Below are 11,734 nucleotides of genomic sequence, written 5' to 3' on the forward strand. Positions count from 1 at the left end.
CCATAGACTCAGTGTTGATAAAACCATGTTGCCACATCTTTAGTTCTATACAAGAGGGTATATCGTAAATTTTTGGTTATAGCCTCGAAATTGACAAGTTGGGGGTGGTCGCGGCGCGTCGCCTGTCGCATTTATCATGTATGCCCCACATGCATGCCCCAGGGGCATCGGGCGGACCGGGGCAGAGAGCGCAGGGTTTGTGAATGAGTAAGTTGTCGAGTGGGCCGCAGCCCTGGCACGCCATGGACGAGGCCGCCGTGCTGAACGCGCTGGCGACGCAAGCCAAGGGGCTTGGCGAGGAAGAGGCGGCGCGGCGGCTGGAAAGTCATGGGCCCAACAGCCTGCCCGAAACCCGGCAGCGCGGCGTATTTCAGCGATTTCTCGACCAATTCCGGAATGTCCTCATCTATGTGCTACTGGTGGCGGCGGTGGTCACGGGCGCCATCGGGCATGTCACGGATGCCCTGGTCATTCTGGGCGTCGTGCTCATCAATGCGGTGATCGGCTTCGTTCAGGAGGGGCGGGCGGAAGCCGCGCTCGATGCCATTCGCGAGATGCTGGCCCCGCTCGCCACGGTACGGCGCGACGGTATGCGCCGCGAAATCCCGGCCAGGGAGCTGGTGCCCGGCGATGTGGTGCTGCTCGATCCGGGCGATCGGGTGCCGGCGGATCTCAGGCTTACGGGGGCGCGCGGCCTTGAGATACAGGAGGCCGCGCTGACGGGGGAATCCCTGCCCGTCGTCAAGGAGACGGGCCCGCAGGCGGCGGAAACGCCGATGGCCGACCGGCACGACATGGCCTATTCGAGCACGCTGGTCACGCGCGGCGCGGGCGAAGGCGTGGTGGTGGCCACCGGCGCGGAAAGCGAAATGGGCCGCATCGGCAAGATGATCGCCGAGGCGGAGACCCTCGAGACGCCGCTGATGAGGCGGCTGCGGAAATTCGGCGGGCAGCTCACGATCATTATCGGCGCGCTCGCCGTGGCGGCCGTTCTGTTCGGGACGCTTGTTCGCGGATATGCGCTGCAGGACATGTTTCTCGCCGCGGTGGCGATTGCCGTGGCGGCGATCCCTGAAGGCCTGCCCGCCATCATGACGATTGCGCTTGCCATCGGCGTGCAGCGTATGGCGTCGCGAAACGCCATCATCCGCTATCTCCCCGCCGTGGAGGCGCTGGGCTCCGTCACCGTCATCTGCACCGACAAGACCGGCACGCTCACCTTCAACCAGATGATGGTGGAGCGCGTGGTGACGCCCAGCGGCCGCCACGATTTCAGCGGCGCCGGCTATGAACCGGAAGGCCGCCTTACGACGGACGGCCTTTTGAACGATGGCGAGGGCGACCTTGCCGAAGAGGAAGTCAGACGTTTGCTCGCCGCTGGCGCCCTTTGCTCGGATGCCGCGCTTGAAAAGCGGGACGGGGGATGGGCCGTGCAGGGCGATCCGCTGGAAGGGGCCATCCTCGCCGCCGCGCCCAAGGTCGGGCTCGATACAGGGGCGCTGGGTCTCGCCAGACCGCGGCGCGATGTGGTGCCGTTCGAGTCTCAGCGGCGTCTGATGGCGGTTCTGATCGCATCGGACGAGGCGCAGGGCGCGGAGCTGATCGTCAAGGGCGCGCCGGAAACCGTGCTTGCCGTGTGCGACCGTCAGGCCGGCGTCGACGGCGACCGGCCGCTGGACCGGTCCCGCTGGGAGGAGGCGATGCATCGCCTCATGAAGGAAGGCGACCGCGTCATCGCCGTCGCAAGGCGCGAGGTCGCGGACGGAAAGGCCGATATTCTCGATGACGATCTTAAAGGCGGCTTCGTGCTTCTGGGGTTGCTCGGCCTGTCGGACCCGCCCCGTCCGGAAGCTGTAGAGGCCGTGGCGGCCTGCCGACGCGCCGGGATCGACGTCAAGATGATAACCGGCGACCATCCGGCGACGGCCGAGGCCGTTGCGCGGCGCGTGGGGCTATCGGGCGACAGGGTTGTGACCGGGACGGAGATCGACGGTCTCGATGATGAGGACCTGCGGGCCTGCGTTCGCGAGGCGGATGTCTTTGCCCGCACGACGCCGGAACATAAATTGAGGCTGGTGAACGCCTTGCAGGCGCGTGGCGAGCTCGTCGCGATGACGGGGGACGGCGTCAATGACGCGCCGGCGCTGACGCGGGCCGATATCGGCATTGCGATGGGCGCGCGCGGAACGGAGGCGGCCAAGGATGCCTCCGCCATGGTGCTGGCCGACGACAATTTCGCCTCCATCGTCAGCGCGGTGGAAGAGGGCCGCACCGTCTATGAGAACCTGAAGAAGTCCATCGTTTTCATCCTGCCGACCAGCGGCGGTGAGGCGATGGTGCTGATCGGCGCCATTCTGGCGGGCACGATTTTGCCCGTCACCGCGGTTCAGATCCTGTGGGTGAATATGGTGACCACGGTCACGCTGGCGCTCGCACTCGCCTTCGAGCCGAGCGGCAAGGACATCATGACCCAGCGCCCGCGCCCCACCGGCGAGGCGCTGATCTCCGGCCAGCTCCTGTGGCGGACGGCTTTCGTGTCCCTGCTGATGATGGCGGGGATCTTCGCGGTGTTTTTCGGCCTCGGCGAGGCGTCGGCGTCGCTGGCGCATCGGCAGACCCTGGCGGTCAATATGCTGGTGGCGTTCGAAGCGTTCTATCTTCTGAACTGCCGGGAGCTGCGCCTGTCGCTTTTCCATGCGCATTGGGGGCGCGGGGCGCGTCCCGTTCTGCTGGCAATCGTTTCGGTTTTCGCGTTGCAGGCCGTCTTTACATACTGGCCGCCCGCGCAGGCGCTGTTCGGCACCGCGCCCCTTGCGCTTTCCGACTGGCTGTTGCTCGGCGCGGCGGGGCTCGCCCTGCTCGTCATCGTCGAAGCCGACAAGGCCGTCTGGCGCCTCTTCAGTCGGCGGCGGCCTGTATGACCGGCGCCGCCATCGGCGTCCCGATATAGTCGGCAGGGTCGAGGTCGCGCGTCTGCTGGCGGTAGCTCATGGTGAGGCCGGGCCAGATGGTCGTGTTCTTGCCGCTCTCGGAGATGTACCAGCTGTTGCAGCCCGTCGCCCAGACGGTGTGGCCGATTTCCTGCTGAAGATCGCTGTTGAACTTCGCCTGTACCTCCGGCTTCAGTTCGAGCGCGGCGAGGCGGTCCTTCTCCATCAGGCCGAGGGCCTGCATCGTGTAGTGCGCCTGCGCCTCGATCATCAGGATGATCGAGTTGGAGCCGAGGCCGGTATTGGGGCCCAGCAGCATGTAGAAATTCGGAAAGCCTGCCGTGGTGATGCCGTAATAGGCCTCCGCGCCGCCAAGCTCGGTCCACACCTCGTTGAGGTCGCGGCCGCCGCGCCCCCGGATCGAGATTTCCGCGAAGGGATCGGTCGCCTTGAAGCCCGTGCCGTAGATGATGGCATCGACCTCTATCTCTTCGCCCCCATTGGTGACGATGGAATGTTCGCGCACTTCGGCGACGCCGCTCGTTTCGACGCCGGCGTTGGGCGCGGCGAGCGCCTCGTAATAATTGTTCGACAGCAGCACGCGCTTGCAGCCGAGCTGATAGGTCGGCGTCAGCTTCTTGCGCAGCTCCGGGTCCTTCACCGCCTTACGCAGATATTTGCGTCCCAGCGCCTCGCCCTTCTTCACCTGGTCGGGACTGTTGACGAAGAACCAGGTGCCCAGTTCCATGCGCGCCCAGATGAAGCCGCGGAAGAGCCGCCGCGCGAAGGGCACGTATTTGTAGAGCCGTTTCTCCCAGTTGCGGATCGGGCGGTCGTCCTTCGGGAGCACCCAGGGCGCAGTCCGCTGGAAGAGGGTGAGGTGGGCCACCTTCGGCTGGATTTCCGGCACGAACTGAATGGCGCTCGCGCCCGTGCCGATCACGGCGACCTTCTTGCCCGTCAGGTCGACATCATGGTTCCACTCTGCGGAGTGGAAGGCCGCGCCCTTGAAATTCTCGATGCCCTTGAGGTCGGGATAGGCGGGCAGGCAGAGCGCGCCCACGCCGGAGACGAGGTTGCGGCAGGCAATCTCATTGCCCTTCAGCGTCTTCACCTTCCAGAGCAGGGTCTCCTCGTCGAAGGATGCGCTCTCAATCCCCTCATTGAAACGGCAATATTTCCGCAGGTCGTATTTGTCGGCCACGCGCTTCTGATAGGCCCAGATTTCCTGCTGGCCGGAATACATGCGCGACCATTCCGGATTGCCCTCGAAGGAGAAGGAATAGAGATGCGAGGGCACGTCGCAGGCGCAGCCCGGATAGGTGTTGTCCCGCCAGGTGCCGCCGATATCGCCGGCCTTTTCGAGGATGGTGAAGTCGGTCTTGCCGGCTTCCTGCAGCTTGATCGCCATGCACATGCCGGAAAAACCGGCGCCGATGATGACCGTTTCGACGTCGGGCGCGACCTTTTTGCAGGGGTCTTCCACTGTCTTCCGAGGGGTATTCATGGCATTACTCCGTGCTGTCGGCATTGGCCCTACGCATTCTGATGCTGCCTATTTGTATCTGACAACACCGTATGTCAATATGTTGCATGATCATGGATGAGAAAAACGACGTAGCGGAAAGGCCCGTTTCGGGCTCGGAAAGCGGCGCGGGCGCCCGGCGCTATCGCGGGGCCGCGCTCGCCGAGCGCAAGGCGATCCGGCGCGGCCAGCTCATCGAGGCGGGTCTGGAGGTCTTCGGTACGGTCGGCTATGCGCATGCGACCGTGAAGATGATCTGCGCGGAAGCGGGGCTGACCGAGCGCTATTTCTACGAATCCTTCGCCAATCGCGAGGCCTTCTTCGGAGCCGTTTACGACCGCGTGGTGGAGATCATCGGCGGCTTGATGGACGAGGCCATCGAGGCGGCGCCGCAGGAACCGGAAGCCAAGGCCAGGGCCCTGATCGATACCTATTTCGACAAGATCGAGGCGGATCCGAAATTCGCCCGCATCCTGCTCCTGGAAGTGATCGGCGTGAGCCATGAGCTTGAGAGCATCTATCGCGCGGCCATGCAGCTTTTCACCGATCTGGTGCGCGACCGTCTGCCGGAACTGCTGCAGGCGGCGGTTGCCCGCAAGGCCGATCCGGAAGTGGTCGCGGCCGGGCTTGTCGGCGCCATCGTGCATGTCGCCATGCGCTGGGTGATTTCCGATTATGAAAAATCCCGGGAAGACATGACCCAGGGCCTCATGGAAATTTTCCGCGCCGTCGCGCAGGAAAGCTGACACCGCGACGATCCGGCATCGCATGCTTGGCAACCGCGGTCTGCGGGCGCACACTCCCGGGCGAGCGGGAGAACGGGCATGAAGCAATGCGAGGTTAGTCATGCCGGACAGCATGTCCCCGGCCGGTGGCCCCAACACAACTATGTCGCGCAAGGCGCAACCGGATGAGAAAAAGCTCGATCCGGCGGCGATCGATGCGCTGTTGAAGGAATCCGGCACGGATCCCGCGCAGGGTCTTGCCGCCGACGAGGCGGCGCGGCGGCTTGAGAAATTCGGCCGCAACGAACTTGCGGAAAAACATCAAAGCCTGTTGTTGCGCCTTTTCAGGTTTTTCTGGGGCCCCATTCCCTGGATGATCGAGATTGCGGCCATCCTGTCGGCCGCGCTCGGCCATTGGCCGGACCTCGCCATCATCCTCGTCATGCTCGCGGTCAATGCGGTTGTCGGCTTCTGGCAGGACTACAAGGCGGACAATGCGATCCAGCTTCTGAAAAAGCGGCTGGCGGCGCGCGCCCGCGTGCTGCGCGACGGCAGCTGGCAGGATATCGACGCCGCCGGGCTTGTGCCCGGCGATATCGTGCGCGTGAAGATGGGCGGCATCGTGCCCGCCGACATGACGATCGTGAAGGACGATTATCTGAGCGTGGACCAGTCGGCGCTGACGGGCGAGTCGCTGCCTGTCGATCGGGGCATGGGCGAGACGCTTTTTTCCGGGTCCATCGCGCGGCTCGGCGAGGCCACGGGTGTCGTCACCGAAACGGGGCCGCGCAGCTTTTTCGGGCGCACGGCGAGCCTCGTCCAGAAGGCGAAGGGCGTCTCGCATTTCCAGCGCGCCGTGCTCCGGATCGGCAATTTTCTTATTCTCGTCACGGCGGCGCTCGTCGCCTTCACCGTCATCATTGCGCTCTACCGGCATGACCCGCTGTTCGAGACGCTGCAATTCGCGCTGATCCTGACGGTCGCCTCCATTCCGGTGGCGCTGCCGGCCATTCTCTCGGTCACCATGGCGGTGGGCGCGGAGAAGCTCGCCGCGCTGCGCGCCATCGTAGCGCGCCTCGTCTCCATCGAGGAGATGGCAGGCATGGATGTTCTGTGTTCCGACAAGACGGGCACGCTGACGAAGAACGAGCTGACGCTGGGCGACTTGCAGCCGCTCGACGGGGTGAGCGCCGACGAGCTGATCGAGGCGGCGGCACTGGCCTGCGATCCGGAGGCGCCCGATGCCATCGACACAGCGATCCTGGCGGGCGTTGCCGACAAGACCTCGCTTTCCGCTTTCAAACGCGTCGCCTTCCATCCCTTCGATCCGGTGTCCAAGCGCGCGGAGGCCGATCTTGAAAAGGACGGCGCGCGCCTCAGCGTCGCCAAGGGCGCGCCGCAGGTGATGCTCGATCTTTGCGAGGCTTCGGAAGAAGAACGCGCCCGCGTCGGCAAGATGGTCGACGAGGCGGCGGCGCATGGTCTGCGCATGATCGGCGTTGCGCGCGCGGCGAAGGAGGGCGACTGGACGCTTCTCGGCCTGTTGCCGCTTTTCGATCCGCCGCGCGAGGACAGCGCCGCGACCATCGCCGAACTGCGCAGTCTCGGCGTCGACGTCAAGATGATCACGGGCGACCATGAGGCGATCGCGCGCGAGATCGCCGCCAAGCTCGATCTCGGCTCGAACATTCTCGTGGCAAGCGATCTCTTCGGCGCAGACGGTAATGGCAAGGCCAGCCAGGCCGAGAAAGCCGTGCTGGAGGCGGACGGTTTTGCCCGGGTCTTTCCCCAGCACAAATTCGAGATCGTCGAGGCGTTACAGGACCGCGGCCATATCGTCGGCATGACGGGCGACGGGGTGAACGATGCGCCCGCGCTCAGACAGGCCGATATGGGCGTGGCGGTCAGCGGCGCGACGGATGCCGCCCGCGCCGCCGCCGATCTCGTCCTCACCGCGCCGGGACTTTCCGTCATCACCCGCGCGGTGGAAGAGGCGCGGCGCATCTTCGAGCGCATGACGAGCTACGCGACCTATCGCATCGCGGAGACCATTCGCGTCCTCATCTTCATGACGTTGAGTATCGCGCTCTTCAACTTTTATCCCGTCACCGCCGTGATGGTGGTTCTGCTGGCGCTTCTGAACGACCTCTCGATCATGATGATCGCCTATGACAATGCGCCCGTCGCGCCGCGTCCCGTGCGCTGGGACATGACGCGCATCCGCATCATCGCGGGCGTGCTGGGCGGGTATGGCGTGATTGCGAGTTTCGGTGTTTTCCTGATCGCGCGGGACTATCTGCAATTGCCGCCGGACGTGGTGCAGACCGTCGTCTTCCTGAAGCTCCTCGTGGCCGGTCACATGACCATCTATCTCACACGCAATGAGGGCTGGCTCTGGGACCGGCCCTGGCCGAGCTGGAAACTCGTCGTACCTGCCGAGCTGACGCAGCTCGTGGGCACGCTCGCGGCGGTCTATGGCGTTTTCATGACCCCCATCGGCTGGAAGCTCGCCCTCATGGTCTGGGGCTTCGCCTTCCTGGAGTTCATCACCTCGAGCGCCCTGAAAGTGGCCGTTTATCGACTCTTCGCCCATGGCTGGCGGCGCAATCGCCGCCATCTGGAGCGGGTGGAATCGCATCTCTACCGCTAGCGGCGGCATGGCTCTTTCATCGTCGGCCAAATGAATTATGTTCCGCTGTGAATAACGCCCCAGCGGAGCATTGCCGAGAATGGCCGAGACATCGCCCGACCTGAGTTTGCCCGAATTGAGTTTTGCCGACGCCGCCGATGGCGTCATCGCCATGGCGCATTATGCCGGCGCAAAGGGGCTGGTGCCCGCGACCAGCGGTAATTTTTCCGTCCGCATGACTGCAACGCATGCCGCCGTTACGGCGACGGGCGCGAACAAGGCGGCGCTTGTCCGCGACGAGGTCATCGAGGCGGAAATCGCAGGCGCCAAACATCCCCGGGCCTCCGCCGAGGCGCCGCTTCATCTGGTGCGCTACGTCCATGCGCCCGAAATCGGCGCCATCTCGCATATCCATTCGCTGGCCGCCACCCTGCTGTCGCGGCGCCATGAGGCGGAGGGCGTGTTGCGGCTGGAAGGCTGGGAACTGCTCAAGGCCTTTTCCGGCATCCACACCCATGAGACGGTGATGGAGGTGCCGATCGTACCGAACGATCAGGATACGGACCGGCTGGCGATGCTTGTCGAAAGACGGCTGAGGGAAAGCCCGCCCGGTTTCGGCTATCTGATCGCGGGGCACGGGCTTTATGTCTGGGGCGCCACCTATCAGGATGTGCTGCGGCATATGGAGGCGTTCGAGTTTCTGTTGACGGCGCAACTCTATGAGGAGGGACGGCCATGACCCGATTGACGGTTTATCCCGACACCGACCCGGCGATTGTTCTGCGCGATACGCGCGACGGCGGGGAAATCGCCGATGCGCTGGCGGAAATCGGCGTGGATTTCGAACGCTGGGACGCAGCGCATTCTCTCGCGGCGGACGCCGATCAGGCGGCGGTGCTGGCGGCCTATGATGCGGAAGTCTCCCGGCTGATGAAGGACGGCGGCTATCGGAGCGTCGATGTGGCGCGGGTGAAGCCGGACAATCCGCAGGCGGGCGAGCTGCGCAAGAAGTTCCTGGCCGAGCATACGCATGACGAGGATGAAGTGCGTTTTTTCGTGGAAGGGGCGGGCGCCTTCTATCTGCGAAAGGGCGGCAAGGTCTATCGCGTGATCTGCGAGCGCAACGATTTGATTTCCGTGCCGGCCGGCACGACGCATTGGTTCGATACCGGCCCCGCGCCGGATTTCTGCGCGATCCGCATCTTCACTACGCCGGATGGCTGGGTCGGGCATTTCACCGGCGACGACATTGCCGAGCGTTTTCCGAAATTCGAAAAGGTCTGACGGAGCCTCCATGACCGACAAGGCCGTGAAAGCCGTCGTGACCGATATCGAAGGCACGACGACACCCATCGAATTCGTGCATGAGGTTCTGTTCCCCTATGCGCGGGAACGGATGGCTGCGTTCTGCAATGCGAATGCGGCTGTGCCGGAGGTCGCGAAGGCGCTTGCCGATGCGCGCGAGCTGGCGGGCGATCCCGCGCTCGATCTCGATGGCACGGTCGCGCTTCTCCTGCAATGGATGGCGGAAGACCGGAAGGCCGGTCCCCTCAAAAGCCTGCAGGGCCTCATCTGGCGCGAGGGCTATGAAGGCGGCGTGCTCAAGGGCCAGGTCTATGAGGACGTGCCGGGCGAGCTTCGCCGCTGGCGGGAGCGGGGTCTGTCGCTCTTCGTCTATTCCTCCGGCTCCGTCGCCGCGCAGAAATTGATATTCGGCTATTCGGACAAGGGCGATCTGACGTCGCTCTTCGATGGCTATTTCGATACCGCCATCGGCGCGAAGGTGGAGGCCGCTTCCTATGGCGCCATCGCCGGGGAGACCGGTTTTGCGCCCGGCGACATTCTTTTCCTCTCCGATCATGGGGGCGAAATCGCGGCGGCGCAGGGGGCCGGGCTTCAGGCGGTGCGGCTCGACCGGGCATTGCCGCGCGATGCCTGGACGCAGGAAGACACCGCGCCGGTCGCCGGCTCTTTCACCGCCGTCGAAGCGCATCTTTCGCCGGGGCGTTAGCTCGGGCTGGCCGGGCTTTCCGGCGTGGAGTCCTGCTCGGATCCCTCGCCTTCCGATGGGCCGGTCGTCAGGTCCCCGGTGATGTCCTGTTCTCCTTCGGCAATGGCGTCCTGCAGCGCCGGATCGTCGACTTCCTGCGCGGCGGCCAGCATCTGGCCGGCCAGCTCGGGCTGGGTGATGCCCAGCGTTGCGATGGCCTGACCGATACCCGTGCCGAGCGCGGGCTTCACGCTTTCATATTGCGGCTTGGCCGCCATTCGGCTTGCGACGCCGGTCGTGCGGACGGGGTCGTCGGAGCCCGTGATGTAGTCGGCGACGGCATCTGCGATGGCGTCGGGGTTGCCCGCATTCCCTTCGACGATATCGGCGATCGCCGTTTCGTCCTGCTTGTCGCGAATCCCGGCGGCCAGCTTTCCCGCCGTTTCCAGAACGGAGCGGACTTCATCGGTCAGTGGAAGGCCGATCCTTGCCGCTTTCATCGCCGCTATGATCTCGCGCGTCTTTTTGGGGTCGGCGGCGGCGGCGGTCAGCAGGGCCTGGAGCTGCGTATCCAGCTCGCTGGCGAGCGCAATGCGCTCGGGCTCGGAAAGACCTGTATCCGAGGTTTTCCGGTTGTAGTCATCGATAAGGAGGCGCGCCGCGGGATCAGGGGTCACTTGCGCGGCCGTCTGCGTTTGCTGGGCAGGCGCAGGCGTCGGCCGGAGAAATGAGACGGATGTGGCGAGCAGGATCGTGAAGGCCAGAACAGGCGATAGGCGGCGCATCGGTAGTCTCCCGCGAAATAGGGTTAATCGCGTCGAGTATCCCGAAAAGAGACAGTCTTTACCGGTGCAACTGAGTTCGTTCTGAAACCTGAGTGCGGTGAAATGAGCCCGTATTGACGCAATAAAGGGAGGACGTTGATCGTCCTCCCTCTACAGGCGTCATTCGCGGCTGGCCGGTCAGGCCGGTTTTTTGATCGGCGTCCTGAAATAGACGGTGCCGTTGTCGTCAGCAGGCGGAAGGTCCCCGCCCCGCATGTTCACCTGCAGCGAAGCATAGAGAAGGCGCGGTGTGTCCAGTCCGGCATCCCTCTTCTGCCGTGTCGCGACGAACGCCTCTTCGCTCACGCCGTCGCGAAGGTGCACGTTGGATGTTTTTTCCTCCGCCACGGTGGTTTCCCAGCGATAGTCGGCGCGGCCGTCGGGCAGATAGTCGTGGCACATGAAAAGCCGCGTCTCGTCGGGTAGGGCGAAGATCTTGCGCGTGGAGCGGTAAAGCTCATGCGCGTCCCCGCCGGGGAAGTCGGTGCGCGCCGTGCCGTAATCCGGCATGAAGAGCGTGTCGCCGACAAAGGCGGCGTCGCCGATCACATAGGTCACGTCGGCCGCCGTGTGGCCGGGCGTGTGGATCACATGCGCCTCGATATCGCCGACGCTGAATGTGTCGCCATCCGGGAAAAGGCGGTCATAGGGTTTGCCGTCCGGGGCGAGGTCCAGCGCATTGAAGATCTGGCGCCAGTAGCTCTGGATGTCCTTCACATGCTCGCCGATGCCGGACTGTCCGCCCAGTTTCTCGCGGATATAGGGGGTCGCAGTCAGGTGGTCGGCATGGACATGCGTATCGAGCACCCATTCCACCGTGAGGTCGCGGCGGCGCACCTCCTCGATCACCTTGTCCGCCGAGGCGGTGGAGAGCCGTCCGGAGGCCGGGTCGTAGTCGAGTACGCTGTCGATGATGGCCGCCTTGCCGCTATCGGGGTCGGCGACGATATAGGTGACGGTCTTCGTCGCATCGTCGAAAAAGGCGGAAACTTCGGGTTTTTGGGGCGTTTTCTGAGTCATGGCACGGCTCCTTTTTCACCGCTTTCACTCGTATTTATATATTAGGTATTTCTTATCTATCAAGCCCTCGCTGCATTTTTCTGATTATGAA

Annotated in this window: 9 protein-coding genes; 6 read left to right on the forward strand and 3 right to left on the reverse strand. The window is 64.1% G+C overall.

Annotated elements, in window-relative coordinates; all coding sequences use genetic code 11:
- Positions 1-203: 203 nt before the first annotated feature.
- The gene (locus tag ACSSVQ_RS13275; protein ID WP_454183764.1) at positions 204-2,921 is read left to right on the forward strand and encodes a cation-translocating P-type ATPase; all 2,718 of its coding nucleotides are present in this window, start codon (positions 204-206) and stop codon (positions 2,919-2,921) included.
- Here the strand turns inward: ACSSVQ_RS13275 and ACSSVQ_RS13280 are convergent.
- Positions 2,899-4,437, reverse strand: a complete 1,539-nt coding sequence (locus tag ACSSVQ_RS13280) for a flavin-containing monooxygenase (protein ID WP_454183766.1) — start codon at positions 4,435-4,437, stop codon at positions 2,899-2,901. The two genes, ACSSVQ_RS13275 and ACSSVQ_RS13280, sit on opposite strands and share 23 nt — an antisense overlap.
- A gap of 92 nt (positions 4,438-4,529) precedes the next feature.
- Between ACSSVQ_RS13280 and ACSSVQ_RS13285 the strand changes: the two genes are divergently transcribed.
- The 5 genes from ACSSVQ_RS13285 (at position 4,530) to mtnC (ending at position 9,820) form a co-directional block, all read left to right on the forward strand.
- Positions 4,530-5,201, forward strand: a complete 672-nt coding sequence (locus tag ACSSVQ_RS13285) for a TetR/AcrR family transcriptional regulator (protein ID WP_454183768.1) — start codon at positions 4,530-4,532, stop codon at positions 5,199-5,201.
- A 100-nt stretch (positions 5,202-5,301) separates the two neighbouring features.
- Positions 5,302-7,830, forward strand: coding sequence for a plasma-membrane proton-efflux P-type ATPase (locus tag ACSSVQ_RS13290; protein WP_454183770.1), 2,529 nt, complete (start codon positions 5,302-5,304; stop codon positions 7,828-7,830).
- Positions 7,831-7,909: 79 nt separating this feature from the next.
- Complete coding sequence (mtnB, locus tag ACSSVQ_RS13295) at positions 7,910-8,548, forward strand: methylthioribulose 1-phosphate dehydratase (protein WP_454183772.1); 639 nt, start codon at positions 7,910-7,912, stop codon at positions 8,546-8,548.
- Positions 8,545-9,093, forward strand: a complete 549-nt coding sequence (locus tag ACSSVQ_RS13300; RefSeq protein WP_454183774.1) for a 1,2-dihydroxy-3-keto-5-methylthiopentene dioxygenase — start codon at positions 8,545-8,547, stop codon at positions 9,091-9,093. Before mtnB ends, ACSSVQ_RS13300 begins: the two co-directional genes overlap by 4 nt.
- 10 nt (positions 9,094-9,103) lie before the next feature.
- Entirely contained in the window at positions 9,104-9,820 is a 717-nt protein-coding gene (gene mtnC, locus ACSSVQ_RS13305; RefSeq protein ID WP_454183776.1) for an acireductone synthase, read from the forward strand.
- Here mtnC and ACSSVQ_RS13310 read toward each other — a convergent pair.
- Positions 9,817-10,584, reverse strand: coding sequence for a hypothetical protein (locus tag ACSSVQ_RS13310; RefSeq protein ID WP_454183778.1), 768 nt, complete (start codon positions 10,582-10,584; stop codon positions 9,817-9,819). The genes mtnC and ACSSVQ_RS13310 overlap by 4 nt on opposite strands.
- A gap of 177 nt (positions 10,585-10,761) precedes the next feature.
- A complete protein-coding gene (locus ACSSVQ_RS13315; RefSeq protein ID WP_454183780.1) occupies positions 10,762-11,643 on the reverse strand; it encodes an MBL fold metallo-hydrolase in 882 nt (293 codons plus the stop codon).
- Between the last annotated feature and the right edge of the window lie 91 nt (positions 11,644-11,734).

The organism is Parvibaculum sp. MBR-TMA-1.3b-4.2, from assembly GCF_053628815.1.

Coding starts and splice junctions, on each gene's coding strand:
- ACSSVQ_RS13285 (WP_454183768.1), top strand. CDS start 4,530: ATGGATGAGAAAAACGACGTAGCGGAAAGGCCCGTTTCGGGCTCGGAA.
- mtnC (WP_454183776.1), top strand. CDS start 9,104: ATGACCGACAAGGCCGTGAAAGCCGTCGTGACCGATATCGAAGGCACG.
- mtnB (WP_454183772.1), top strand. CDS start 7,910: ATGGCCGAGACATCGCCCGACCTGAGTTTGCCCGAATTGAGTTTTGCC.
- ACSSVQ_RS13315 (WP_454183780.1), bottom strand. CDS start 11,643: ATGACTCAGAAAACGCCCCAAAAACCCGAAGTTTCCGCCTTTTTCGAC.
- ACSSVQ_RS13275 (WP_454183764.1), top strand. CDS start 204: ATGAGTAAGTTGTCGAGTGGGCCGCAGCCCTGGCACGCCATGGACGAG.
- ACSSVQ_RS13280 (WP_454183766.1), bottom strand. CDS start 4,437: ATGAATACCCCTCGGAAGACAGTGGAAGACCCCTGCAAAAAGGTCGCG.
- ACSSVQ_RS13310 (WP_454183778.1), bottom strand. CDS start 10,584: ATGCGCCGCCTATCGCCTGTTCTGGCCTTCACGATCCTGCTCGCCACA.
- ACSSVQ_RS13300 (WP_454183774.1), top strand. CDS start 8,545: ATGACCCGATTGACGGTTTATCCCGACACCGACCCGGCGATTGTTCTG.
- ACSSVQ_RS13290 (WP_454183770.1), top strand. CDS start 5,302: ATGCCGGACAGCATGTCCCCGGCCGGTGGCCCCAACACAACTATGTCG.